Origin of the sequence: Streptomyces sp. A5-4, assembly GCF_051131715.1 — a bacterium.
Taxonomy (GTDB): Bacteria; Actinomycetota; Actinomycetes; order Streptomycetales; family Streptomycetaceae; genus Streptomyces.
Genome location: NZ_CP178591.1, coordinates 8,349,713 through 8,374,139, shown reverse-complemented (window position 1 = coordinate 8,374,139; position 24,427 = coordinate 8,349,713). Strand labels below are relative to the sequence as shown.

The window sequence follows — 24,427 nt, the reverse complement described above, 5'->3', positions numbered from 1 at the left end:
CCTAGGCACCCGGACCCTTTGCAGGGGCGTCGTGCGCCCCGCCGCCCTGGAGACGCTCCAGGTCGTCGGGGCGCACCTGGATGACCAGCAGGGCGACCAGCGCGGCGACGACGGCGAAAATGGCGGCGACCACGAAAGCGCTCGACACACCCGACGCCAGCACCTGGTCGCCCCACTGCGCCGGAAGCTGTCCGGTCCTGCGGAACTCCAGCCGCTGGGCCGGGGTCGCGTCCGCCATGAACCCGCGGACCTGAGCGGTCGCCTCGTTGCGACTGGCCGTGCCGAAGACCGTGACCAGGATGGACAGACCGAGCGAACCACCCACCTGCTGGGTGGCGTTGAGGATTCCGGAGGCCGCGCCCGAGTCGCTCGGCGAGACACCCGACACGGCCATCAGCGTCAGGGACACGAACTGCATGCCCATACCGAGACCGAAGACCAGCATCGGTCCGAGGATGCCGCCCTGGTACGAGCTGTTGACATCGGTCAGCGTCAACCAGCCGAGTCCCGCCGCCGCCAGGACCGCGCCCGTCACCATGAAGGGCTTGGGCCCCCACTTGGGCAGCAGTTGCGAGGTGAGTCCCGCACCGATGGCGATGATCACGCTCACCGGCAGGAAGGCGAGACCGGCCCGCAGCGGACTGAAGTCCAGGATGTTCTGCACGAAGAGCGTCAGGAAGAAGAACATCCCGAACATCGCCGCGGCCAGGCACAGCATCATCGCGTAGACACCGGCGCGGTTGCGGTCGCGGAACATCCACAGAGGGGTGATCGGCTGCTTCGACCGGCTCTCGTTCACGATGAACACGGCGAGGAGCAGCACGGCCGCCACGAACGACGCGAGGGTCACACTGTCGCTCCAGCCGTCCTCCGAGGCGCGGATGAAGCCGTAGACGAGCAGCACCATGCCCAGGGTGGAGGTGAGCGCGCCGGTGATGTCGAAATGCCCCGAGCGGCGTTCCGACTCCCGGATGTACCGGGGCGTCACCACCGCGATCAGCAGACCGATGGGCACGTTGACGAAGAGGATCCAGCGCCAGTCGAGCCATTCCACGAGCAGCCCGCCCGCCAACAGACCGATCGCGCTGCCGCCGGCCGAGACGGCGGCGAACACCCCGAACGCCCTGTTGCGCTCGGGTCCTTCACGGAAGGTCGTGGTGATCAGCGCGAGGGCGGTGGGCGAAGCGATGGCGCCGCCGACGCCCTGCAGGGAGCGCGCCGCGAGCAACTGCCACGACTCCTGGGAGAGACCGCCGAGCAGCGAGGCGAAGACGAAGAGCAGCACGCCGAAGATGAAGATGCGGCGACGGCCGAGGATGTCGCCCAGTCGCCCGCCGAGCAGCAGCAGACCACCGAAGGTCAGCGTGTAGGCGTTGACCACCCAGGACAGATTCTCGGTGGAGAAGCCCAGCGAGGTCTGGATGTGCGGAAGGGCGATGTTCACGATGGTGATGTCGAGGACCACCATCAGCTGGCACGAGGCGATGACGAGAAGTGCGACACCGCTGCCCCGCCCAGGTGTGTCGGCGGTCTTCACAGGGGTCCGATGAGATCCCGTCATGGGGTGCTCTCGTCTCCACTCGGCAGTGAACGCGATCGTTCACTCCATCGACGCTAAGCCCGGCCGTCCGGCCCCGCCAATCGATCAACGGGGTCGGGCGCGGCGCTACGACGCCGGGGGAAGCCCGTCCGCCCAGCGGGCGGCGAGGAGGAGCGCGATGTCGTCGGGGCGGTCGGCCGCCCGCTTCGCCTCCCCGATCACCCGGTCCGCGATGTCGGCGAGCGACGCCGGGGCCACGGAGTCGATCGTGCTGCGCAGCCACTCGATGCCCAGGTCGATGTCCACTCCCGCCTGCTCGACCAGTCCGTCGGTGAACAGGGCCAGCATCGCGCCGGGGGCGAGACGCAGTTCGGTGACCGGGTAGGACGCCGTGGCGTCCACCCCGAGCACGATGCCGCCGGGCAGATCGAGCACTTCGACCGTGCCGTCGGGGTGGCGCAGCACGGGCTGCGGATGCCCGGCCCGGACGGCCTGCGTGATACCGGTCGCGGGGTCGAGGACGATGTAGCAGCAACTGGCGAACTGGCCGGGGTCGAGGTCGATGAGCAGCCGGTTGGTGCCGCTCATCACCTCTTGCGGATCGTGCCCGCTCAGCGCGAAGGCACGTACGGCGCTGCGCAGTTGGCCCATGGTCGCGGCTGCCGGGATGCCGTGCCCCTGGACGTCCCCGATGACCAGGGCCGGGCCCCGGCCGGTTTCGACGACGTCGTACCAGTCGCCACCGATGTCCATGCCCTGGGTGCCCGAGAGGTAGCGTCCGACGGTGTCGACGCCTTCGATCACGGGCAGCCGGTGCGGCAGCAGGGCGTCCTGCAGGCCACGGGCCAGGGCGGCCTCGGTGTCGTAGCGCTGGGCCCGCTGGAGGGCCTGCGCGATGAGCCCCGCGAGGGCCGTGAGGACCGTGCGCTCCTCGGGGCTGAAGCCCCGCGGCTGGTCGAAGCCGAGGATGCACGTCCCGACGGGCCGTCCGGAGGCGATCAGCGGGAGGAAGGCCCGGGCGCCGACATCGGCGTCGATGGGGATGCCAGGGTAGGCGGCGGCCAGGCGCTCCATGGACTCGAAGAAGATGGGGCGGCCCGAGGTCAGTGTCTCCACGCCGGGGATGTGGGCGTCGAGGCCGACCCCGTCGAAGCGGTCCAGGAAGCCCTGTGGAAAACCGGTCTCCCACGCCAGGTAGAGATGTCGCTCGCTCATCAGGTAGATCGCCAGCTGCCGGCCACCGAAGGCGGGCAGCAGTTCCTCGGTGACCACGGCGGACACCTGGCGGGCGGTGACGGCCTCCGTCAGTGCGATGGCCAGGGCGACCGGCCGGTACAGCGCGGCGGACCGGTCGGCCGGGGAACCCAGCCCCACCCCCGGCGTGACGACCGACCCCGGCGCGTAGGCGGGGCGATCGGTGGCGGCGAGCGTGATCGTCACCCCCTCGTGGCCCGGGTACATGGACACCGACAGCCACTCCTTGGGGGTGCGTCGGGCCAGGAAGTGCACGGGCGCGTCGGAGAGCAGCGCCGCGCGGTGGTGGTCCTCGTAGGCGGGGTGCCCGAACCACGGCAGGACCTCCCACAGGACGCGGCCGACGAGCTCCTCGCGTGCGCGTCCGAGGAGCTGCTCCGCCAAATGGTTGACGTAGGTGATCCGGCCGAGCCGGTCCAGCGAGAAGATGCCCCGCGGGAGCCGGTCGGCGGCCTCCGCGATGATCGGACCCGCGCCGAGGTCCACCAGGAAGCCGGTCAGGTGACTCGCCGCGCCGCCGTCGGGGCCGCCGCCGGGCGAGTGGGCCCAGCGGCCCGTGAGCTCCAGCAGGTGCGACCGGCCGTCGGGTCCGCGCAGCCGCATTCTGCGTACGACCGGCGCCTCCGATCCGACCGCCTGCCTGGCCAGGGCCCACAGTCCGTAGACGTCCTCCGGTGCCAGCCGCTCCGCCAGGGCGTCGATGGTGCCCGGGAAGTCCGTGGGGCCGCCGCCGAGGATCGCGTGCAGCTCCTCGTCCGCGGTCACGGCACCGCTGTCGAGGTCCCAGTCGAAGTGGCCGATCCGTACCGGCATGGCGGTAACGGCCGGCAGCTGCACGGGCAGTGGATCGCCGTCCCACTCGGCCGCCGTACCGTCGGTTTCCAGTGCCGCGAGGGCGGCGCCGAGCCGCTGGGCGACGTGCTGGAGCCGGTGCCGGTCGGGCGGGGCGACCGGCTCCCCCGGGGTGGCCGGGCGCAGCACCACCAGGACCCCCACCCGGTCGTGGCCGCTGACGATCGGCACGTACATCGACCCGAAGGGGAACGGCAGGCCGGCCATCAGCTGCGGGAAGCGCCGCATGGCCTCCTCGGCGTCGGCGAGGTACACCGGGCGGCCCGAGCGGTAGGCCGCGGCGACCGGGAACGGTCGATTCACATGCATGCGCCACCAGGGGCGGAACAGCCGGCCCGGCAGCCCCGCGAGCACCGCCAGCCGCAGCAGGCCCGGTGTCCGGGAGTGCAGATAGACACCGCCGGCGTACCCTCCGGCGGACTCGGTCGCGCTCACCACGGCCTGCGCGAGCACCAGGGACAGCTCGTCCGGTACCCGTCCGCCGTCCGCTTCGCCGTCGGCAGCCCCCAGATCGCCATGGGGGGTGGGCCGGGTCACGCCGTACCAGGTCACTCCCCCAGGATGCTCACGGGTGGCGCGACGCGCGACTCAGCGGCGCCGCGTCGACGGTCACGGGCCGGCCGGGCCGTCCGGCTCCGGGACGGCCGGCAGCGTCTGTTCCGTCCAGATGACCTTGCCGTCGGCGATGTAGCGGGTCCCCCACCGGGCGGCGAACTGGGCGACGAGGAACAGCCCGCGGCCCCCCTCGTCCATGGTGGCCGCCTGGCGCAGATGCGGCGAGGTGCTGCTGTGGTCGGAGACCTCGCAGGTCAGCGAGCGGTCATGGATCAGCCGTACGCGGATGGGGCCGGTGGCGTAGCGGATGGCGTTGGTGACGAGCTCGCTGAGGATCAGCTCGGTGGTGAATGCCTCGTCCGACAGGCCCCACTCGGCCAGCTTGCGGGACACGTCGGCCCGTACCCGGGACACCGCCGCGGGGTCGGAGGGTACGTCCCAGTCGGCCACGTCCGCGGCGTCCAGCCTGCGGGTGCGGCCGACGAGCAGCGCGATGTCGTCCCGGGCGCGCTCGGGCACGAGAGCGCTCAGGACCGCCTCGCAGGTCTCCTCGGGGGCCCGCTCGGCGTGGTCGGCGAGGGTGCGGCGCAGCAGGGTCAGCCCCTCCTCGATGTCGCGGTGCGGGCCCTCGACGAGCCCGTCCGTGTAGAGCACCAGACGGCTGCCTTCGGGCAGCTGCACCTGCAGGGTCTCGAAGGGCAGGCCGCCGAGCCCCAGCGGTGGGCCTCCGGGTACATCGGCGAATATCACGGTGCCGTCCGGATGGACGATCACCGGCTGGGGGTGGCCGGCCCGCGCCATGGTGCAGCGTCCGGTCGCCGGATCGTAGATGGTGTAGAGGCAGGTGGCGCCGGTGACTCCTGCTCCGGCGCTGTCGACCGCCTCGTCCTGGTCGATCCGGGCGACCAGTTCGTCGAGGTGCCAGAGGAGTTCGTCGGGCGGCAGGTCCAGGGTGGAGAAGTTGTGCACCGCCGTGCGCAGCCGCCCCATGGTGGCGGCGGCGTGCAGCCCGTGGCCCACCACGTCGCCGACCACGAGCGCGACACGGGCGCCGGGCAGCGGGATGATGTCGAACCAGTCCCCGCCGACCCCGCCGAGCCCGCCGCGTCCCGCGTGCGCGGGCAGGTACCGGTAGGCGACGTCGATGGCGTTCTGCTCGGGAAGGACGCGCGGCAGCAGGCTGCGCTGGAGGGTCACCGCCATGGTGTGTTCCCGGGTGTAGCGGCGGGCGTTGTCGATGCTCACCGCCGCGCGGGAGACCATTTCCTCGGCGAGCGACAGGTCCTCCTCCTCGAACGGCTCGGGCTTCGCCGAGCGCCAGAGCATCGCCACGCCCAGGATCACGCCCCGCGCGCGCAGCGGGACCGCGATCATCGAGTGGATTCCGTACTCGACCAGTTGCCGGGCCCGTTCGGGGTGCTGCTGCTGCCAGCCGGAGAAGGTCGCCAGATCCGCTTCGAGGACCGCCTCGCCACTGAGCAGGCCGGATCCCATGGGGGTGGTCGACACGAAGCGGATCACCGAATCGAGCGGGTAGAGCCCGGTGTCCCCGGGGGCGCCGCTGAAGGCGGTACGGCGCATCTCGACGCCCGCGCTCATGGGTGTCGGCTCCTCGCCCCGCAGCACCGTCTCCATGACGTCGACGGTGGCGAAGTCGGCGAAGCGGGCCGCGGCGAATTCGGCCAGTTCCTCGCAGGTGCGTACGACGTCGAGGGTGGTGCCGATCTCGGTCCCGGCGTCGTACAGCAGCTTCAGGCGCCCCCTGGTCAGGTCGACGGTGCCGGTGAGTGCCTGGAGCTCGGTGGTGTCGCGCAAAGTCGTGACGCTGCCGGCCGGTCCGCCGCCCTGGTCCGTCGAGCGCTGGTTGAGGGCGAGCAGGCGGTCGCCGACGGGGTGCACTTCGTCGGTCGCGATCCTCCCGGAGACCAGCAGCGCGGTGATGAGCGGATCGAGCCCCAGTTCGGTGACCGCCCGCCCTTCGATGTCGGCCGGCAGCCCGAGCAGCCGGCGGGCCTCGTCGTTGGCGAGCAGCAGTCGGGCGTCGCCGCCGACAATGAGCACCCCCTCCCGCACGGCGTGCAGGACAGCGTCGTGGTGGTCGTACATCCGGGTCATCTCGGTGGGGCCGAGGCCGCGGGTCTGGCGGCGCAGCCGCCTGCTCACCAGCGCCGTGCCGCCCATGGTCAGGAGCAGGATCGCCCCGGCGGAGCCGAACAGCAGCGGGAACTGGTCCTCGACCACACCGCTCACGCGCTCGATGGTGATCCCGGCGGACACCAGGCCCACGACGGTGCCGTCACGGCCGACGACCGGCACGACGGCCTGCACGAGGGGGCCGATGGTCCCGGTGATCTTCTCGGTGACGACGCCGCCGGCCAGCGCGGGCTTCACATCGCCGACGAACTTCTTGCCGATCCGGTCGGTCAGTGGGTGGGTGTAGCGGATGCCGTCCGGGTTCAGTACGACGATGAAGTCGACCTCGGAACGTTTACGGGCCTCTTCGGCCCGGGGCTGGAGCACCTTGGTCGGGTCGGGGCTCTCCAGAGCTTCCTCGATGCCGGGCGCGTTCGCGAAGGTCTCGGCGACGGCGACCGACCGGTTGCGGGCCTCTCGCTCGCTGTCGGCCCGGGACTGCAGCACGAGCGCGGCCATGGCGGCGGCGACGAGCAGCACCACGATCGCGAACTGCAGGAGGAAGACCTGGCCGGCGAGGGTTCTCATCCTCAAAACCGAGCGCCGGCGGCCGTTGCGTGCGGCCATGTCCTCTTCTTACACCTTCCGCAGACGCCGGGCGAACCGTGTGGCAGGCGTTGCGTTGGCGGATGGGAGGGACAGGGATGATTTGTCCCGATGCGAGCCGCAGGGCATGCAACCGCATCGCAACCTTGTGGGGAGTCGGCTGGGCCACCACATCCTTTTGGCCGGCCGAGAGGGACCAGACGTGTACGAACCTGAGAGCGGGCCGACGACCGATCCGCCACGCGTGGAGTTCACCGGTGCGGCAGCCGCTCTGGTGCGCACCCTGCGAGCGGCCCACGGCCCTTTGATGTTCCACCAGTCGGGCGGTTGCTGCGACGGCAGCGCGCCCATGTGCTATCCGGCGGGCGAGTTCCGTACGGGCGGCTCCGACGTCCTGCTGGAATCGATCGCCTTCGACGGTGTCGACGAGGACGTCCCGTTCTGGATGTCGGTCCCCCAGTACGAGGCCTGGCGGCACACCCGGCTGATCGTCGATGTCGTCGAGGGGCGCGGCAGCGGCTTCTCGCTGGAGGCCCCGGAGGGGGTGCGGTTCCTTATCAGGTCCCGGCTGATCTGACGCACCCCCGCCGCCGGTCGCGGTCGACGCCCCCTCAGTCCCGGTCGCGCACGGCCACGATGCCGTTGAAGACACCCGCGTAGGCGGTGCCGTCGGGGCCGATGGTGATGGGCGCCCAATTGTTGTCGTACGCCGGTCCGGTGCCGGTGAGCAGCTTCCAACGGGTCTGTCCGGTACGGAAGTCGACGGCTGTCAGGTACCAGGCGTCGATGCCGAGCCGGTTCGGTTCCTTCGCGTAGAAGTAGAGCAGGCCGTTGGCGGTGGACAGTTTGGGGACGGTGGACGGGGAGCGTACGTCGCTCTCCCACACGGTGTCGCAGTCGCTGCCGTCCGCGCGTACGTCGATACGGGTCGCGCCGCCGGTCACGCTGCGACCGAGCAGCAGTGAAGTGGGGTCCTCGTAGCCGTAGTTGTTCTCCACGACCAGGCTGTTGCCCCAGCTGATCAGGGAGTTGTCGGTGGTGGACCGGCCGGACGCGAAGACCGGCACCTTGCAGACGAGCCGCTCGCCGGCCGGTACGTCCGCTCCACGCCGGTAGACCAGGACGTTCATCCGGTCGTCGGCGTTGTCGGTGATGGCCACGTAACCGTCGCCGAACAGGTCGGGGGTGGTGCCCGAGCCCTGGTTCACGGAGCCGGGCTTGGTGCCCGTGCCACGGTCGTACGTCTGGCGCCATTGCGCGCGCGGGGTCCCGTCGGGCTCAGCGCGGAAGCTGTAGAGGGCGTGGTCGGAGACGATCGAAACGCCGTCGTCCGCGACCGAGAAGGAGTTCTGGATCTCCTCCCCTTCGAGACGTATCGCCCGGATCGCGCCGGTGTCCGCGTCGACGGTGCCGACCCGGCCCAGGCGGGTCACCCACCAGATTCGCCCCTGCCAGTCGGGCATCACGGACGTCACGGGGTCGCAGGTACCGCGCGGGAAGAGGTTCGCCCAGGAGACGCAGTCGTGCGCAATGTGCGCCGTGAGGTCCCAGTCGTCCTCGACGACGAAGCGCCAACTCCCGTCCGCCGCCCGCTCGTGCGCGATCCGCAGGATGTGCTGGCGCGAGTCGGCGAGCACGACGCGGTCCTGGTCGTCGAGGTAGAAGTAGGCGCCGCCGGAGGTGTCCTTGAAGATCTTCGCGAAGTCGAGCCGGGTGATGGCCTCGACGGTCGAGGAGCGCTGCGGGAGCTTGTACTCGGCCAGGGTGGCGAGGGTACGGGGATCGAGCAGCTTGAGCAGGAAGCCCTGGAAGGTGCCGCAGACGGTGATCAGCCGGCCCGCCGCGTCGAACGTCGCGGTCGCGCACTCGCCGCCGAGCGCGGCGATCTTCTCGCTGGTGACCTGCGGGTCACGGCCCAGCGGGCCCGCGTACGGATGGGTGCCGCTGCCCGCCGCGTCCGCGTGCATGCCGCTGCGGCCGTTCGGGGCGAGGAAGGGATGCTGCGGCGGCGCCTGGCCGGGGACCGGCTGCGCCGTGGCGGGCGCCCCCTCGTAGGAGCTGACGAGCCGGTGCCCCGGGGCCCTGGGGATCTCCTCGGCCTGCACGGCGCCCATCGGCAGAAGAGCCGGGAGGGCGAGCGCAAGGGCTAGGGCGCGGATGAGCACTCTGTTGGGCATCGGGCTCCTTGGGGGAACGGACGGCAGGTGCGGGGTTCGGCCGCCCGACGCTAGAGCCGGACCATGGAAGTGTCCATGGGAATGCGGGGTGCTTCACGAGCGCTTCATGGCCGCGCAACACGGCTCACCGGCTGCCGGGTTGACGGGATGTCAGGCAAGTGCGGCCAGACCAAGGAGCCATGCGAACCAGACCAGCGCGGCCACCAGGTTCAGGAATACGCCTAGTACCGCCATGCCGTGGCTGCACGCGGGATCGCAGCCGGGGCGGGCAAGAACCCGGGCCGCGCACACCAGGCCCACGATCGCGACGACGGCGCCGGCCGGCGCCACGGCCACCACGGCCACCACGGCCACCACGGCCACCACGGCCACCACGGGGAACGCGGGGTCCCGGGCCAGGTCGTGGTGTATCACCTTGACCGCGACCGTACGGTCCAGGGCGTCGTCGTACGCCCGGTGGACCCTGGCCGTACCGCCGGCACCCAGCTCGGCCTGCAAGCGGTAGCGGCCTGCGCCCAGTTCGGTGCCCTCGGTCAGGTCGTACACCGGCGTTCCTCCAGTGATCGGGGCGGCCGATCGTAGGAGACGTCCTGTCACGTGTCTGCCCCGAGGTGCCCCACGGGCGCCGAGGCACCTCCCGGGGTCAGAACTTGATGCCGGCCACCATGTCGGTGGTGGCGGCGATGCCGTTCTGGATGGTCGGCGCCATGGTTGTGCCGGCGAGGAAGAAGCCGAGCAGTACACAGACCAGGGCATGCGAGAGCTTCAGCCCTCCGCCCCGCAGGAAGACAACCGCCAGGATCAGCAGGAGCAATAGCAGTGAGATCGAAATGGCCATGGCCAACCTCCTCCGCCGCGCGCACGATGCGGCATTCGGCCGCCAGTGTCGCGCAGCGGAGGGGCCGTCCGGGCCGAAGACGTGTCCGCCGTACGGGTGTTGACTGGCTGTGACGAAGGGGCGCGCCCTCAGGCGTGACGCGTACGCAGGAAGCTCTCCAGGCCCGCCAGGTCGTCGGTGTTGATGTGGTCCACGTCGGCGGCGAGCAGTTCGGCCCATACGGCGTCGCGGGCCGGCCCCGGCAGGTCCGGCGTCGCCCAGAAGCGGACGCGCTGCCTTCGTGCGTGGGCGGCGGAGACGACGGCGTGCAGCCGGGTGCGCTCGGCGGCGGGGAACGGGCCCACGCCCAGCCAGCTGAAACTCTGCGTCCAGTTACTGCTGATCAGCGGGATGAGGGTGGCCGGGGCGTCCGTGCCGAGGTCCTCCAGGCGCCCGTCGTAGAAGGCGTACCGGACGCGCTGCGCCTCCATCGGAACGCGGGCGGCGCGGTCCCCGGAGACGACCGGGGTCACCGCGCCCTGCCGGACGCGCCCTTGGGCGCAGGTGCTCAGCATCCACTGGTAGCGGCGCAGGTGGCGGTGGAGTTCGAGGTAGGTGGCGGCGCCCTCGGTCTTGATGTCGACGAGCAGCTGCACGGGCCTGCGGTAACCGGGGTGGACCGTGCCGTGATTGGCTCTGACCCTGGCCATCAGCGGGTCCAGGTAGAGCGATTCGATCGTGCGGGTGGGATCGAGGTCGACGGGGTCGTGGGCGACCAGCAGCTGTCCGTCGACGAGGTAGATGTCGGCTTCCACGCTGGTGAAGTGGTGGGCGAGCGCGTCCACGAGCGGGCGCGGGTGCTCGTAGTCGTTGTGCGCGTGGGCGCGGCTCAACGGCCTCGGGTGCCTGGGGCGCTTCGGCGGGCGCTTCCCGGCGGCCGGGGCGCGGTCGGCGGCCCGAGCGTACGTGGGCACGGCCGCAACTCCCGCCAGGGCGGCGGCCAGGGTGGTGACGGCTCTGCGGCGAGTGGGCGCGGGGTCGGCCATGGGTGCCTCCGGAGGTGTACGGGGCGTGTCGGACTACGGGTGAGTATCCGCCCCGCGGTGCCGCAATGGGCAGGCCCCGGAAAAGAGTTCGGCCAACCGCCGTTCCCGGTTCAGGCCGCGGCGACGTCCTCCCAGCGGACCGTGCGGTCGCACCAGCGCTCAAGCAGGACCCGGTCGTGGCCGACGGCCAGCAGACCGACGCCGCGCTCGCGCCGGTACTCCTCGACCACCGCGACCAGGGCGGCCGTCGTCGAGGCGTCCAGCATCGCGGTCATCTCGTCGCAGACCAGCCAGCGCGGGCGCAGCACCAGCGCGCGGGCCAGGCAGGCGCGTTGCAACTGGCCGTCGCTCACCTCGTGCGGGCGGCGGCCGAGCAGTTCCTCGCCGAGGCCCACGGTCGCCGCCAGCCCCCGTACAGCGGCGTCGGCCCCGGCGCGCTGCCCGGTCGCCCGCAGTGGCTCCGCGATCAGGTCCCGCAGCCGCAGCCGGGGGTCGGCGGACAGGCGTGGCTGCTGGAAGACGACGCCGACGGAGGTGCGCTGCTCGCGCGGGGCCCGGTGGCGCCAGCCGTCGACGACGCGGCCGTCGAGGGTGACGGTCCCGGCGGCCGGGCGGTGCAGCAGGGCGGCGACCTTGGCGAGCGTGGACTTGCCGCAGCCACTGGGGCCGAGCAGTCCGACGGACTCGCCGGGCCCGACGGTCAGGCGCGCGTCCCGGACGACCGGCGCACCGCGCTCGTATCCGGCGGTGATCGCGTCAAGCTCAAGCACGGGCGCTCTCCTCGTCCGGCGCGGACACGGCCGCGGGCACAGCTGCGGACAGCGGTGTCGGCGGGTGGTGGCAGGCGACACCCCGCACCGGCTCGGGCCGCACGGCGCAGGCCTCGGTGGCGTGCGCGCACCGGGCCGCGAAGGCGCATCCGGTGGGCAGGTCCCCGAGCTCGGGCGGCATTCCGGGGATCGGGGTGAACTCCCGCTCGGGCAGGGCGTTGAGCAGGCCGCGGGCGTACGGGTGCCGGGGGCCCGGGTCGCCGAAGAAGCTCGCGGCGTCGGTGAGTTCGACGATCCGTCCCGCGTACATCACGGCGACGCGGTCAGCGACGCGCTCCGCCGCCGCGAGGTCGTGGGTGATGAGCAGGAGCGCGTGGCCGGCGTCGACGTGGCGGCGCAGTTCATCGACGGTCCGGTCGACGAGATCCCGGTCGAGCCCGGTGGTCGGCTCGTCGGCGAGCAGCAGGGGCGCGTCGCCGACCAGCGCGAGAGCGGTCGCGGCGCGCTGCGCCAGCCCGCCGGAGAGCTCGTGCGGGTAGCGGTCGAGGTGGTCCACGGGGAACGCGGCACGCTCGGCCGCCGCGAGGGCGGCCTTGCGCACGTCCCGCTTGCGCGTCCCTGTCAGTTCGCGCAGCGTCTCCTCCAGTTGCGCGCCCACGGTCCGGACGGGCGTGAGGTGCGCGGCCGGACTCTGCGGTACGAGTCCGATGCGGCGGCCCCGCACCGTACGGGCGAGCGTGCGCTCGTCCGCGGTGAGCAGGTCGATGTCGCCGAGCCGCGCGGCGCCCGCGGTCTGGGCGTTGCCGGGGAGCAGGCCGAGGAGCGCGGAGGCGAGCACGGACTTGCCGCAGCCGCTCTCGCCGACGAGGGCCAGGCACTCCCCCGCCGGGAGGTCGAAGTGCGCGTCGGCGACGGCGGCGATGTGCCGGTCGCCGCGCATCCGGAAGCGGACACCGAGCCCGCGCACGGACAGGACGGGCGCCGTGGCCGGTGCGGTCGGCGCGGGTACCGCACCGGCCTCGACGGCGGCGGGGCCCGCTACCCGAGCGGCCGTGTTCCGGGGCGTGGTCACAGCATCAGTTCCGATCGGCGGCGGGGGTTGATCCGCTCCCGCCAGGCGCCGGCGAGGCCCGCGATGGCGAGGGTCGGGACGATCAGCAGGAGGCCGGGGAAGAGGGTGGGCCACCAATCGCCCGCGAGGAGCGAACCGCGCGCCGACTGGACCAGGTTGCCGAGGCTCGCCTGATGGGTCGGCAGGCCGAGACCCAGGAAGGACAGCGCCGATTCGTGCCACATGGCGTGCGGCACCATCAGCACCGCCGCGAGCCCCGCCTGCGGCAGGACGCCGGGCAGCAGGTGCCGTACGGCGACCCGCCATCGCGAGGCGCCGCCGGAGACGGCCGCGTCGATGTAGGGGCGCGAGCGCAGCGAGAGGACTTCGGAGCGGACGATCCGGGCGGTGGAGAGCCAGTGCGTCAGCGCCACCGACACGATGACGGGCCACACACCCGGCCGGAACATCGCCACGATGAAGATGCCGAGCAGCAGGTGCGGGACCGAGGAGAACGTGTCGACCAGGCGCATCACCACCCGGTCGGTCCACCCGCCGAACGCGGCGGCGACAGCGCCCACCGTCGTGCCGATCACGGTGGCGACGACCGCGGCGACCAGGCCGACGAGCAGCGAGACGCGCAGCCCGTAGACGCAGCGCAGCAGCAGATCGCGGCCGACGTCGTCGGTGCCGAAGGGATGCGCGAGGGACGGCGGCCGGAGCTTCATCGACAAATCGACGGCCTGCTGGTCGAGATTGGCCAGCGGCGGCACCACGAGGACGGCCAGCGCGACCACCACCACGATCACCGCGGAGGTGCGCACCCGGACCGTGCGGGTGGAGCGCCGGGTGCGTCCGTGGGAGCGCCACGCCCGGGTCTCCACGTGCTCGGCCCCTTCGGCGCTCGCGGGGCGTTCTGCCAGGTCAGCCATCGAAGCCCGCCCTCGGGTCGGCGAGTCCGTACAGGAGGTCGGAGAGCAGGTTCCCGGCGAGCACCGCCGCCGTGGCCAGCACGGTCAGCGCGGCCAGCAGCGGGAAGTCCACGGCGGTCGCGGCCTGCACGGTGGCGGCGGCGATGCCCGGCCAGCTGAAGACCGTCTCGACGAGCAGCGCCCCGGTGATCAGTTCGGGCACCCGCGAACCGACGAGGGTGAGCGTCGGCAGCATCCCGGAGCGCAGGGCGTGGCCGAGCAGCACGGTGCGTTCGTTCAGCCCACGCGCGCGTGCGCCTCGCACGGGGTCCTCCTCCAGCGCGTCGGCGACGCCCTGGCGTACGTACAGGAAGAACCACGGCAGCTGGGAGATCCCGAGGACGGCCGCGGGCAGCACCAGATGCGAGGCGACCTGGCCGAAGGTGATGACGTCGCTCCCGGTGTCGGTGAGCCCACCGGCCGGCAGTAGGCCCAGCTTGAGCGCGAACAGCCACATGGCGAGCAGGCCCAGCCAGAAGGCGGGCGCCGCTTCCAGGGTGTACGCCGCGGAGCTCGCGGCCCGGTCCAGCCAGCCGCTCTGCCTGCGCGCGGCCAGCACGCCCAGCGACGTGCCGAGCAGGATCGCGACGAGGAACGCGGTGACGGCCAGCAGCACGGACCAGCCGAGGCGTTCGCCGATCACGTCGGTGACGGGCTGGCGCATCACGCCGGAGTCGCCGAGGTCGCCGCCGAGCGCCGAGGTCAGCCAGTCCCACCAGCGTGCGACGAGGGGCTGGTCGACGCCGAGGTTGGCGCGGAGCTGGTCGAGGTTCTCCCGCGAGGCGGTGAGTCCCGCGTTTCCCGCGTACGCCTTGACGGGGTCGAAGGGCGAGGCTGCGGCGACGGCGAACACGCCGAAGGTCACCACCAGCAGGACGGGGGCGGCGAACAGGATCCGCCGCCCCGCCATCCTCACCATCGGCCCCCAGGGGAGCTTCCGGGTCGGGGGTATCACTTCTTCGGAATCCAGTCCTCGACGTTCCACCAGGGGCCCGAGGCCAGACCGTGGTCGTGCGGCTCGATCTGCGTCGAGAGCCCGATCCACTTGTCGTCCACGACGTACAGGTGGTCGATGTGGGTGAGGAAGGTGTAGCCCGGGTTCTTCACGAGCTCACGCTGGACGGTGTCGTACGCCGCCTTGCGCTCGGCCGGTTCGCCGCTCCGGCGGCCGTCCTTGAGTGCCTTGTCGACGGCGGGGTTGTCGTAGCGCGCCATGTTGTTGAAGCCGTCACCGGCGAGTGTCGACTGCAACAGGCTGTACTGGTCGAAGTCCGGGTCGCCGGGGGCGCCGCCGCCCGCGAGTACCGCGTCCTGCTTCATGCGCGGCATGATGACCTCCCAGGTGCCGGCCTGGGTCCTGATGTCGATGCCGGCCTTCTTCGCGTCGGACGCGTAGGCGAGGGCGTGGTCCTGGCGCAGCTTGTCGCCGGACAGGTACCAGAGCGGGAACGCGGCCCTGACGCCGTCCTTGGCCCGGATGCCGTCCTTGCCGGGCTTCCAGCCCGCCTCGTCGAGGATCTTCTTCGCCGCGGCGAGGTCGTGCTCGCGCTCGGTTCCCTTGGCGAACCAGGGGCTGTCGGTGGGGACCGGGCCGTAGGCCGGCTTGCCCGCGCCTTCCAGGATCTGGTCGACCATGGCCTGGCGGTCGACGGCGACGTCGAGGGCGCGGCGCACATGGGTGTCGCCGGCCACCTTGTTGTCCGTAGGCAGCGTCACGGTGCGGTAGTCGAAGGACTTGGCGGCGTACGACTTCCGGCCGGCCTCGTCCTTGAAGGTCTTCGCCAGGTTCGGCGGGAGGATGGCGCCGTCGAGGTCGCCGGTGCGCAGCCGCGTCGCGCGCACGTCGTCGTCCTTAATGATCGCCATGGTGAACTTCTTCACCTTGGGCTCGCCGCCCCAGTAGCCGGGGTTCGACTTGAAGCTGAGCTTCTCGCCCTTGGACCAGTTGGTCAGGACGTACGGTCCGGTGCCGACCGGCTTGGTGGTGAAGGCGCCACTGTTGACGTCCTGCTTGCCCGCGACGTGCTCGGGGGCGATCGGAAGCACGGTGCGCTCGGCGAACGGCGTGTACGGGTACTTGAGCGTGAAGACGACCGTGTGGTCACCGGCGGCCTTGACGTCCTTGATCGCGTCGAGCTCGGTCCTGGAGGCGTTGTTGGTCTTCTTGTCGAGGATGGTCCTGTAGGTGAAGACCACGTCCTTGGACGTGAAGGGCTTGCCGTCGCTGAACTTCACGCCCTGGCGCAGGGTGTACGTGTACGTACGGCCGTCGCCGCCGACCTTCGGCAGCTCGGCGGCGAGTGCGGGCTTGAGCTGCATCTCGTCGTCGAAGGTGAGCAGCCCGTCGAATATCTTGGAGTTGCCGTCCTTGCCGTAGCCCAGGAGCGGGCTCAGGCTGTCCGGCTCGTAGGCGATGCCGACGACCGCGGAGTCCTTCGTCCCGTTGCCTGCCGCACCGCTGCCCGGGTTCGAGCAGGCTGCCGCGCCGATGCTCAGCGCGGTGGCGAGGGCCGCGGCGGCGGGCACCCGTATCGATCGGGCCGTCATCCTGCACATCCCTTATTGAAGATCCACTGTTATTGCGATGCCTGTGCAATTAAACAGCACGTAAAGGGTGCAGGGGGCCTGAGGGTAGTACTCGGGTGGGGGGCGGAGCGTCCGCGGCAGGACACCGCGCGACCCTGCCCCGCCCCCGTTCCCGAACTCCCCTACGGTGCGCGCAGATCCATCAGATCCGCCAGGGTCTCCTTGTGCCGGCCGGGTGCGCCCAGTGCGATCGCGTCGGACTTGGCGCGCTTGAGGTACAGGTGCGCGGGGTGCTCCCAGGTCATCCCGATCCCGCCGTGCAGCTGGACGCACTCCTCGGCCGCGTGCACCGCGACCCGGGAGCAGTACACTTGCGCGACGGCCACCGCGAGCCGGGTGTCCGCGCTGCCGGTGGCCAGGGCGTCGGCCGCGTTGCGGGCGGCGGCCCGCGCCGAGACGACCTCCAGCCACAGCTGCGCCATCCGGTGCTTGAGCGCCTGGAACGAGCCGACGGGCCGGTTGAACTGCTTGCGGTCCCGGGTGTAGCGCACGACCTCCTCCAGGCACCATTCGGCGAGGCCCAGTTGCTCGGAGGCGAGCAGGCCGGCCCCGGCGAGCAGGCCGCGCCGCACCGGCTCCGCCGCCGAGTCCGCGAGCCGCTTGCCGGCTGCCCCGTCGAACGTCACGGTGGCGAGCGGGCGGGTCAGGTCCAGCGGCGTCAGGGACTTGACGGTGGCACCGGCCGCCCCGGCCTCCACCGCGTACAGCCCGTCCCGGGCCGGCACGAGCAGCACGGTGGCGGCGGCCGCGTCCGCGACGCCGGTGACGCGCCCGCTCAGCGCCCCGTCGGCATCGGCCGAAACCGCACCGGAGAGCCCGGTGTCCGCCGAGGCTGCCAGTGGTGCCACGAGCACGACGACGGCCCGGCCGTCGGCGAGCGGGACGAGCAGCTCGGCCACCGCGCCGTTCTGGGTGTCGCAGGCCAGCAGCGTCTCGGCGGCGACGACGGCGCTGGTGAGGTACGGGGCGGGGGCGACGCTGCGCCCCAGCTCCTCAAGCACCACCGCGGCCTCGCGGTGCGTGGCGCCCTGGCCGCCCAGCTTCTCGGGCACCAGCAGCCCCGCCAGGCCCATCTCCGTGGTGAGCGAGGCCCACAGCCGCGGGTCGTACGGGGTGTCCGACTCGGCGCGGGTCAGCACGGTCGGGGCGTCGCAGCGGTCGGCGAGCAGAGCCCGTACGGCCGCCCGCAGGTCGTCCTCCGCCTCGGAGTACAGCAGGTCGGCCGGGGCCGCCGCGTCCGTGGTCTGTGTCGTCGGCTCCATCATCGGGCGAGATCCTTCCAGGCGATGTCCTTGTCGCTGCGCGGCTCGGAGGGCAGACCGAGGACGCGCTCCGCGACGATGTTGAGGAGCACCTCGCTCGTACCGCCTTCGATGCTGTTGCCCTTGGACCGCAGATAGCGGTATCCGGCGTCGCGCCCGGTGAAGTCGACAAGCTCGGGCCGGCGCATGGTCCAGTCGTCGTACAACAGGCCTTCCTCGCCGCGCAGTTCGACCTCCAGACCGCTGATCTCCTGGTTGAGCCGGGCGAAGGCCAGCTTCATGCCGGAGCCCTCGGGGCCCGGCTGTCCCGCCACCAGCTGCTGTCGCAGCCGCTCGCCCGCGAGGCGCGCGACCTCGGCGTCGACCCACAGGTCGAGCAGCCGCTGGTGCAGGTCGTGGGTGCGCAGTTCGGGCCGCTCGCGCCAGGTCTGCGCGATGGGGCCGATCATGCCGCCCTCGCGCGGGGTGCGGGAGCCGCCGATCGAGACGCGTTCGTTCATGAGGGTGGTCTGCGCGACCTTCCAGCCCTCGCCGACCGCGCCGAGCCTTCGGCTGTCGGGGATGCGCACGTCGGTGAGGAAGACCTCGTTGAACTCGGCCTCGCCGGTGATCTGGCGCAGCGGTCGCACCTCGACGCCCGGATCGGTCATGTCGCAGAGGAAGTACGTGATGCCCTGGTGCTTGGGCAGGTCCGGGTCGGTGCGGGCGATGAGGATCGCCCAGCGGGCCACATGGGCGCTGGATGTCCAGACCTTCTGCCCGTTCACCACCCAGGAGTCGCCGTCGCGCACCGCGCGGGTGCCGAGCGCGGCCAGGTCGGAGCCGGCGCCCGGCTCGCTGAACAGCTGGCACCAGACCTCTTCGCCGACCCACAGCGGGCGCAGCAGGCCGCGCTTCTGCTCGTCGGTCCCGAAGCGCAGGATGGTCGGCGCGGCCATGCCGAGACCGATACCGATGCGCCTCGGGTCGTTGTCGGGTGCGTCGACGACGGCCAGTTCCTCGTCGACGACGGCCTGCAGGGAGCGCGGCGCGTCGAGCCCGCCGAGGCCGACGGGGTAGTGCACCCAGGCCAGTCCGGCGTCGAAGCGGGCCTTGAGGAAGTCCGTGGGCGCTGTGGTCGCGGGCGGGTTGGCCGCCAGCAACTCCCTGGTGAGGACGCGCACTTCAGCGGCGTCGGTCATCGGCTCTCTCCGTTGGGTACGACGGTGGATGCGGTGTCGGGTACGACGACCACCCGTCCGGTGGTCGTGCCGTCCGCGACGCGCTGGACGGCGTCCGCCGCGTGCTTCATCGTGACGCGCTCGCTGACCAGCGGCTTGATCGCGCCCTCGGCGGCCAGCCTCGTCAGCTCCTGGTGGCAGGCGAGGATCGCGGCCGGATCCTTCGCGTTGTACAGACCCCAGTGCAGGCCGACGATCGAGTAGTTCTTGACGAGGGCGTGGTTGAGGCCGGGCGAGGGGATCTCGCCACTCGCGAATCCGACGATCACGATGCGGCCCTCGAATGCCACGCACTTGACGGACTTGGCGTACGCGTCGCCGCCGACCGGGTCGTAGACGACGTCCGCGCCACGACCGCCGGTGGCCTCCTTGACCTTGGCGACGATGTCCTCGCTCCGCCGGTCGATGACGAGGTCGCAGCCCAGCTCGCGGGCGATGCGGGCCTTGTCCGGGCCGCCGACGACACCGATGACGGTGGCGCCGGCCGCCTTGCCGAGCTGGACGGCTGCGCTGCCGACGCCGCCCGCCGCCGCGTGCACCAGCAGCGTCTCCCCCGCCCGGAGGTGCGCCCTGCGGTGCAGTCCGAACCAGCCCGTCTGGTAGCCGATGTGCAGGGCCGCGGCCTCGGCGTCGTCCAGTGAATCGGGGGCGGGCAGCACGGTGGCCGCGTCCACCGTGACGTACTCGGCGAATCCGCCGTGCGGCAGCGCCGGGGTCGCGATGAGGCGGCGGCCGTCCTCGGTCTCGCCGCAGACCTCGACGCCCGGGGTGAAGGGCAGCGGCGGACGCACCTGGTACTGGCCGCGGCAGAGCAGGGCGTCGGGGAAGTTGATGTTCGCGGCCAGGACCCTGAGCAGGAGCTGCCCCTCGCCCGGCACCGGCTTCGCGACCTCTTCGAGCCGCATCACCTTGCCCGGCTCACCGTTCTCGTGCACTCGCCATGCCCGCATCCGAGATCCTCCACAACACCGTAGGCAGTACCGCGCTCGGAGCATACTAAGCGGTCGCTTGCCACCAGGGGAACAGTTTCGCGCCCATCGGCCCGACTCCCGCCCCTCTCAGCGCGGCTTCGGCTTGGCCCGTACGTGCATGCGCTCGCCCTGCGGCCCGAAGAGGCTGAGGAATTCCACCGGCGCCTCGGTCGCGGGCCCGAACCAGTGCGGAACCCGGGTGTCGAACTCCGCCGCCTCGCCGGGCCCGATCTCCAGGTCGTGCGGCCCGAGGACCAGGCGCAGCCTGCCAGAAAGGACGTACAGCCATTCATAGCCCTCGTGCGTCCGGGGCTCCGGCTCGTAGTGCATCTGCCTGGCGATCACCTTGAAGGCCTGCAGGCCGCCGGGCTGCTGGGTGAGGGGAAAGAAGGTCTGCCCATGCCGCTCGATGGGCTTCTTCTCCCGCACCCGCGGGTCCCCCACCGGGGGCGCGCCGACCAGCTCGTCCAGCGGCACCTGGTGCGCGCGGGCAATGGGAAGCAGCAGCTCAAGGCTCGGCCGCCGGCCGCCCGACTCCAGCCGGGACAGAGTGCTCACCGAGATGCCGGTCGCCTCGGCGAGAGCGGCCAGCGTGGATCCGCGGTCCTTGCGCAATTTACGGAGCCGTGGGCCCACCCCGTTCAGTACGTCGTCCAGCTCGCCGCCACTCCGGTCGCGCTCTTCGCCCGGGCCGTCGCCCATTCTCGTACCCTTGCTCGTCATCATGCGGACATTGCAGGATCGGCAAGGCGATTTGTCAATCCGGGAGCGGGGAACCCCGGTGCGGTGGAGGCGGACTCGGTGCGGCCACCGGGTGGAGCGCCCGGTGGCCGCACGCGGACACGTTCCGGCTAGCGGACGACCACCTCGGCGACCCGAGGTGCGGCCGTACCGGCCCTCCAGAGCAGACGCACCGCCGAGAAGGCGGCGGTGTTCATCCGGAACTCCTGGTACCCGCGGGCCAGTTGTCCCACGGTGCGCCAGCCGCCGTCGGCAGCCCGTACCTGGACGGCGGCCCGTGCGACGGCGCCCTCCGGCTGGAGCACGACGACGGACTTCGCCGTCCGCGCCCCGCCCAGATCCACCTGGAGCGCCTCGCCCGACTGCGGCTTGCGCTCCGCCCGGTAGACGCTCTCGACGTCGCCGTCGGCCGCGGCGCGCAGGCTGCTGCCGGTGGCGGCGGGCGGGCCGCCGCTCACGGCCGAGTCCCGGGTCTGGACACTGAACTCGCGCACGATCAGCCAGTTGGTCTGGCGTGCGGTGGCCCGCGCCCGCACATAGCGGGCCCTGGTGCCCGCCGGGGCCGTCACAGTGACGTCCGGCGTGGCCGTGACGGCCGTCAGCTGCTGCCAGTCGGCGCCGTCGGACGAGTACTCAAGGACTCCCTGGCGCAGATAGTCGTTGACGTTGCCCGGCTTGGCCATCGCGAGGCGGATGTCGCCGATCTCGCGCTCCTCGCGCAGGTCGACCGTGACGTGGTCGTCGACAGCCACGGCGCGACTGCTCCAGAAGAACGTCGCGTCGCTGCCGTCGAGCATCCGGTCGATGCCGTTGCCCTGGTAGACGGGCAGGTTGGTGAGGCCCTTGATCCGGCCTGTCACCCCGAGCAACCGGTCGTGCTCGGCCGCCGCGTCCTCGACGAACTTGTCGAGGACGCCTTCGCCGACCGTCACCGGGACCCTGTCCCCTTCGAGGTCGACGTAGACGTAGGACTTCGCCTTCGCGACGAGGGCGGGCAGCCGCTGGCGCAGCTTCCACGCCGTCTCGCCCTCACCGTCACGGGCCTCCTCGACCAGTTTCAGCGCGGAGCGCGTAGCGACGCCCCAGGCCTCGGCCGCGTCGAGCCACGGGGCGCTGTCGTTGATGAACTCCTGCTCGGGGAGGCCCTCACGCAGCACGTCCGGGGACCGCTGGAGGTCCGCCAGGGCGCCGTCGAGCCGGCCCTCGCTGCCCGACTGCCAGAACCGCGCGATCTCGGCGGCCAACTCGGGCGCCTGCTGGGACTGGATCCGAGAGCTGTAGTTGACGTCCGAGAAGATCCGCAGCGCCTTCCCGGTCCGCGCGTCGCCGCCCGCGTACTCGTCGATCGCCGTCAGCCAGGACCGGCGCGGGTCGTACGCCGCGTCGTTCCAGCTGTAGTCGGCGACGGTGATCAGCGGGATCTTGGAGGCGTACGCCTGGTTCATGGGGTTGGCGGTGATGCCGGAGCCCAGCTCCGCGGGCATCCCCTTCTCACGGCCGTTGTACGGGCCGAGGAGCAGCCGGTTGGTGACGTAGTCGTTCACCGGGTAGTTGTCCCAGAGCAGGATCGGGTGCGCGAAGACCTGCCGGGCGGCCCTGGCCTGTGCCACGGTGATCACCGGCGCGATGACGCCGACGCCGGTCCACTCGACGACAATGTCCGGGTCGAGCTGTGCGGCGATCGCCTGCTTGTAGGGCGAGGCCTTGATGCTGGCGTACTCGGTCGGCACCATCTGGAGGGGCTCGGCGCCCGGGTGGGTGGCGATGAAGTCCTGGTTCACCCGGTTCAGGAAGTACGACTGGGCGGCGCCGGCCGCGGCGGCTCCGGTCCCCCACTTGTCCCGGTCCGCCTGACAGTTCCAGGTGGTGTGGTTGATGTCGTCCAGTGGCACGGCGAAGGTCCGCGCGCCGAGGTCCCAGACCGTCTGGAACTTGTCGGTGAGCGCCTTGATGTCGGCCTCGGAGCTGTAGCAGGCCGAGAGTCCCGGCGAGAGCGCGTAGGTGAACTCCACGTGGCGGGCGCGGGAGCGGTCGACGAGCTCGCGGATCCTTCCGAGCTGTGCCTCGGGGTAGGGCTCACGCCACTGCTCACGCAGGTACGGGTCGTCCTTGGGCGAGTACACGAAGATGTTCATCTTGTGCTCGCCGTAGAAGTCGAGCTGGTCGAGCCGGGCAGCGTGGGTCCACGGGATGCCGTAGAACCCCTCGATGACACCGCGGATCGGTGTGGTCGGCCAGTCGCGGACCTCGATGCCGTCGACCCTGGAGCCCGACCAGCGGCTCTCGGGCAGTACCTGCCGCAGCGACTGGGCCGCGTAGTACGTGCCGGTGGCGTCCTTGCCCGCGAGCACCATGGCGCGGTCGCCGATGCCTAGGACATAGCCCTCGGCGGGCAGCGCGGTGGGCCCCGCGACGCCGAGGCCGCTCAGCGCCGCCGAGCTCTGCGGGGTCTCGGCAGGGCCGCCGACGTAGACGGTGAGCCTGCCCCGGACGGGGCTCTCACCGCGTACGACCTTGGTGGCGCCGGCGGCGAGCAGCGCCCGCTGGGTCACGGCCAGCGCGGCGGCGTCCGCCTGCGCGCCGGCGACGAGGGTCACGGTGGCGGTGACCGTGACCCGGTCAGTGCGCTCTTCGCGGTCCTGCGGGGTCGGGGTGATGACGGGGGTTGGTCTGCGGTCGTTGTCGTCCGGTGGATCGGCGACCGCCGAGACCGCCGGAACACTGAGCACGAGGGCAAGAGCGGTGGCGAGCGTGGCGAGTCGGCGCCGGCGGAGCATCACACGTCCTCCAGGGATCCCATTGAGCACCGTGGTCATTCGCGCATCACAACTCCACAGAATCCATCAGGCGCCTGACAGACTGTCAATGGCACGCGCGGCGATTACGGACGATTCGGCGGGAGCATTCAACTTTCGGCCGGATAGCGGTATCGATACGGCCATGACAGAGCCAGAGAAGACGCACGCGCTCCCCACCGGGCTGCCGGGCCCTCCACCGGTGGGCGCGAGCGCGCTGCCGCCCGGTACGTACGACGGCAGCACGGTCCTGGTCACGGGCGGTGGGACCGGTCTGGGCAAGGCCATCGCGGCGGAGTTCGCGCGGCTTGGGGCCGGTCTGGTGATCGCGAGCCGCACGGCCGAGCACCTGACGGCCGCTCAGGACGAGCTGGTGGCCGTCGGCGGCGGCCGGGTCATGACCGCGGAGTGCGACATCCGGGACCCTGAGCGGATCGCCGAGGTCTTCGACGCGGCCACGGCCGCGTCGGGGCTGCCGGACGTCCTCGTCAACAACGCGGCGGCCAACTTTCCCGTACCGGCGGAGGACATGTCGCCGAACGCGTGGCGTGCGGTCGTGGACATCACTCTCACCGGCACCTGGTTCATGACCCGCGAGTTCGCCCGCCGCCACCTGGCGGCCGGGACACCCGGTTCCGTCGTCAACATCGGTGCTTCGTACGCCTGGACGGGCGGCCCCGGCTTCGCGCACAGCGCCGCCGCCAAGGCCGGCGTGAAAAGCCTCGTCGAGACGCTGGCTGTGGAGTGGGGCCCCTACGGCATCCAGGTCAACGGCCTGGTGCCGGGACTCGTCCCGCACGAGGACATGACCGACGACATCCGCGGCCACCTCGACCGGCAGCGGGAGAAGGCCGGCCGCCAGCCCGCGCTCCGAGTGGGCCTGCCTCGCGAGGTGGGCTGGGCCGCGACCTTCCTCGCCTCCCCGTACGCGAGGTTCATCACGGGTCACACACTGGTCGTCGACGGCGCCAACTGGCAGCGCCGCGCCCTGGTGAGCCCCCCGGTGGTGACGGTGCGCGAGCAGCTGGGCCGCGGGGCGTTCGGCGAAGGGGCGGGATAGGCGGGGTTGGCGGGGTTGCC

Annotated in this window: 19 protein-coding genes; 2 read left to right on the top strand and 17 right to left on the bottom strand. The window is 71.7% G+C overall.

The features are described 5' to 3' along the window. Nucleotide 1: 1 nt before the first annotated feature. From ACLLJJ_RS39130 to ACLLJJ_RS39120, 3 genes are all read right to left on the bottom strand, one after another. Nucleotides 2-1,561, bottom strand: coding sequence for an MFS transporter (locus ACLLJJ_RS39130; RefSeq protein ID WP_434599510.1), 1,560 nt, complete (start codon nucleotides 1,559-1,561; stop codon nucleotides 2-4). Between the two features lie 105 nt (nucleotides 1,562-1,666). Continuing rightward, nucleotides 1,667-4,198, bottom strand: a complete 2,532-nt coding sequence (locus ACLLJJ_RS39125) for a SpoIIE family protein phosphatase (protein WP_434599509.1) — start codon at nucleotides 4,196-4,198, stop codon at nucleotides 1,667-1,669. A 57-nt stretch (nucleotides 4,199-4,255) separates the two neighbouring features. Further along, nucleotides 4,256-6,961, bottom strand: a complete 2,706-nt coding sequence (locus ACLLJJ_RS39120; RefSeq protein ID WP_434599507.1) for a SpoIIE family protein phosphatase — start codon at nucleotides 6,959-6,961, stop codon at nucleotides 4,256-4,258. A 181-nt stretch (nucleotides 6,962-7,142) separates the two neighbouring features. On the opposite strand from ACLLJJ_RS39120, the gene ACLLJJ_RS39115 reads away from it, so the two are divergent. Next, nucleotides 7,143-7,517 (top strand): DUF779 domain-containing protein, encoded by a 375-nt coding sequence (locus ACLLJJ_RS39115; protein ID WP_434599506.1) that lies wholly within the window; start codon nucleotides 7,143-7,145, stop codon nucleotides 7,515-7,517. Between the two features lie 34 nt (nucleotides 7,518-7,551). Here the strand turns inward: ACLLJJ_RS39115 and ACLLJJ_RS39110 are convergent, their stop codons facing one another. From ACLLJJ_RS39110 to ACLLJJ_RS39045, 14 genes are all read right to left on the bottom strand, one after another. Then, nucleotides 7,552-9,117, bottom strand: a complete 1,566-nt coding sequence (locus tag ACLLJJ_RS39110) for a hypothetical protein (RefSeq protein ID WP_434599504.1) — start codon at nucleotides 9,115-9,117, stop codon at nucleotides 7,552-7,554. A 150-nt stretch (nucleotides 9,118-9,267) separates the two neighbouring features. Then, nucleotides 9,268-9,663 carry a hypothetical protein gene (locus ACLLJJ_RS39105; RefSeq protein ID WP_434599503.1) on the bottom strand — a complete coding sequence of 132 codons (396 nt, stop codon included), beginning with the start codon at nucleotides 9,661-9,663 and terminating at the stop codon, nucleotides 9,268-9,270. A gap of 97 nt (nucleotides 9,664-9,760) precedes the next feature. Then, a complete protein-coding gene (locus ACLLJJ_RS39100) occupies nucleotides 9,761-9,955 on the bottom strand; it encodes a hypothetical protein (protein ID WP_283517727.1) in 195 nt (64 codons plus the stop codon). A gap of 128 nt (nucleotides 9,956-10,083) precedes the next feature. Then, nucleotides 10,084-10,980, bottom strand: a complete 897-nt coding sequence (locus tag ACLLJJ_RS39095; RefSeq protein WP_434599502.1) for a phosphatidylinositol-specific phospholipase C/glycerophosphodiester phosphodiesterase family protein — start codon at nucleotides 10,978-10,980, stop codon at nucleotides 10,084-10,086. A gap of 110 nt (nucleotides 10,981-11,090) precedes the next feature. Then, a complete protein-coding gene (locus tag ACLLJJ_RS39090; RefSeq protein WP_434599500.1) occupies nucleotides 11,091-11,750 on the bottom strand; it encodes an ABC transporter ATP-binding protein in 660 nt (219 codons plus the stop codon). Beyond that, the gene (locus ACLLJJ_RS39085) at nucleotides 11,743-12,690 is read right to left on the bottom strand and encodes an ABC transporter ATP-binding protein (RefSeq protein WP_434600645.1); all 948 of its coding nucleotides are present in this window, start codon (nucleotides 12,688-12,690) and stop codon (nucleotides 11,743-11,745) included. Before ACLLJJ_RS39085 ends, ACLLJJ_RS39090 begins: the two co-directional genes overlap by 8 nt. Before the next feature lie 128 nt (nucleotides 12,691-12,818). Continuing rightward, nucleotides 12,819-13,733 (bottom strand): ABC transporter permease, encoded by a 915-nt coding sequence (locus ACLLJJ_RS39080; protein ID WP_434599499.1) that lies wholly within the window; start codon nucleotides 13,731-13,733, stop codon nucleotides 12,819-12,821. After that, nucleotides 13,726-14,691 carry an ABC transporter permease gene (locus ACLLJJ_RS39075; RefSeq protein ID WP_434599498.1) on the bottom strand — a complete coding sequence of 322 codons (966 nt, stop codon included), beginning with the start codon at nucleotides 14,689-14,691 and terminating at the stop codon, nucleotides 13,726-13,728. Before ACLLJJ_RS39075 ends, ACLLJJ_RS39080 begins: the two co-directional genes overlap by 8 nt. Before the next feature lie 32 nt (nucleotides 14,692-14,723). Next, nucleotides 14,724-16,319 (bottom strand): ABC transporter substrate-binding protein, encoded by a 1,596-nt coding sequence (locus ACLLJJ_RS39070; RefSeq protein WP_434599497.1) that lies wholly within the window; start codon nucleotides 16,317-16,319, stop codon nucleotides 14,724-14,726. Between the two features lie 161 nt (nucleotides 16,320-16,480). Beyond that, the gene (locus ACLLJJ_RS39065) at nucleotides 16,481-17,623 is read right to left on the bottom strand and encodes an acyl-CoA dehydrogenase family protein (RefSeq protein ID WP_434599495.1); all 1,143 of its coding nucleotides are present in this window, start codon (nucleotides 17,621-17,623) and stop codon (nucleotides 16,481-16,483) included. Continuing rightward, nucleotides 17,620-18,801, bottom strand: a complete 1,182-nt coding sequence (locus ACLLJJ_RS39060; RefSeq protein WP_434599494.1) for an acyl-CoA dehydrogenase family protein — start codon at nucleotides 18,799-18,801, stop codon at nucleotides 17,620-17,622. Before ACLLJJ_RS39060 ends, ACLLJJ_RS39065 begins: the two co-directional genes overlap by 4 nt. After that, on the bottom strand, nucleotides 18,798-19,790 hold the full coding sequence (locus ACLLJJ_RS39055; protein ID WP_434599493.1) for an NADPH:quinone oxidoreductase family protein: 993 nt from the start codon (nucleotides 19,788-19,790) through the stop codon (nucleotides 18,798-18,800). Before ACLLJJ_RS39055 ends, ACLLJJ_RS39060 begins: the two co-directional genes overlap by 4 nt. A 108-nt stretch (nucleotides 19,791-19,898) precedes the next feature. Further along, on the bottom strand, nucleotides 19,899-20,513 hold the full coding sequence (locus ACLLJJ_RS39050; protein ID WP_434600644.1) for a helix-turn-helix domain-containing protein: 615 nt from the start codon (nucleotides 20,511-20,513) through the stop codon (nucleotides 19,899-19,901). A gap of 149 nt (nucleotides 20,514-20,662) precedes the next feature. Then, entirely contained in the window at nucleotides 20,663-23,329 is a 2,667-nt protein-coding gene (locus ACLLJJ_RS39045) for a beta-N-acetylglucosaminidase domain-containing protein (protein ID WP_434599492.1), read from the bottom strand. 163 nt (nucleotides 23,330-23,492) lie between these two features. Between ACLLJJ_RS39045 and ACLLJJ_RS39040 the strand changes: the two genes are divergently transcribed. After that, a complete protein-coding gene (locus tag ACLLJJ_RS39040; RefSeq protein WP_434599491.1) occupies nucleotides 23,493-24,407 on the top strand; it encodes an SDR family oxidoreductase in 915 nt (304 codons plus the stop codon). Nucleotides 24,408-24,427: the final 20 nt, after the last annotated feature.

What these genes read in the sequence shown, in the direction of transcription:
- ACLLJJ_RS39085 (WP_434600645.1), bottom strand. Translation starts at nt 12,690, where the DNA reads ATGCGCGGCGACCGGCACATCGCCGCCGTCGCCGACGCGCACTTCGAC.
- ACLLJJ_RS39080 (WP_434599499.1), bottom strand. Translation starts at nt 13,733, where the DNA reads ATGGCTGACCTGGCAGAACGCCCCGCGAGCGCCGAAGGGGCCGAGCAC.
- ACLLJJ_RS39075 (WP_434599498.1), bottom strand. Translation starts at nt 14,691, where the DNA reads ATGGTGAGGATGGCGGGGCGGCGGATCCTGTTCGCCGCCCCCGTCCTG.
- ACLLJJ_RS39045 (WP_434599492.1), bottom strand. Translation starts at nt 23,329, where the DNA reads ATGCTCCGCCGGCGCCGACTCGCCACGCTCGCCACCGCTCTTGCCCTC.
- ACLLJJ_RS39040 (WP_434599491.1), top strand. Translation starts at nt 23,493, where the DNA reads ATGACAGAGCCAGAGAAGACGCACGCGCTCCCCACCGGGCTGCCGGGC.
- ACLLJJ_RS39095 (WP_434599502.1), bottom strand. Translation starts at nt 10,980, where the DNA reads ATGGCCGACCCCGCGCCCACTCGCCGCAGAGCCGTCACCACCCTGGCC.
- ACLLJJ_RS39130 (WP_434599510.1), bottom strand. Translation starts at nt 1,561, where the DNA reads ATGACGGGATCTCATCGGACCCCTGTGAAGACCGCCGACACACCTGGG.
- ACLLJJ_RS39055 (WP_434599493.1), bottom strand. Translation starts at nt 19,790, where the DNA reads ATGCGGGCATGGCGAGTGCACGAGAACGGTGAGCCGGGCAAGGTGATG.
- ACLLJJ_RS39110 (WP_434599504.1), bottom strand. Translation starts at nt 9,117, where the DNA reads ATGCCCAACAGAGTGCTCATCCGCGCCCTAGCCCTTGCGCTCGCCCTC.
- ACLLJJ_RS39070 (WP_434599497.1), bottom strand. Translation starts at nt 16,319, where the DNA reads ATGACGGCCCGATCGATACGGGTGCCCGCCGCCGCGGCCCTCGCCACC.
- ACLLJJ_RS39120 (WP_434599507.1), bottom strand. Translation starts at nt 6,961, where the DNA reads ATGGCCGCACGCAACGGCCGCCGGCGCTCGGTTTTGAGGATGAGAACC.
- ACLLJJ_RS39065 (WP_434599495.1), bottom strand. Translation starts at nt 17,623, where the DNA reads ATGATGGAGCCGACGACACAGACCACGGACGCGGCGGCCCCGGCCGAC.
- ACLLJJ_RS39100 (WP_283517727.1), bottom strand. Translation starts at nt 9,955, where the DNA reads ATGGCCATTTCGATCTCACTGCTATTGCTCCTGCTGATCCTGGCGGTT.
- ACLLJJ_RS39060 (WP_434599494.1), bottom strand. Translation starts at nt 18,801, where the DNA reads ATGACCGACGCCGCTGAAGTGCGCGTCCTCACCAGGGAGTTGCTGGCG.
- ACLLJJ_RS39050 (WP_434600644.1), bottom strand. Translation starts at nt 20,513, where the DNA reads ATGGGCGACGGCCCGGGCGAAGAGCGCGACCGGAGTGGCGGCGAGCTG.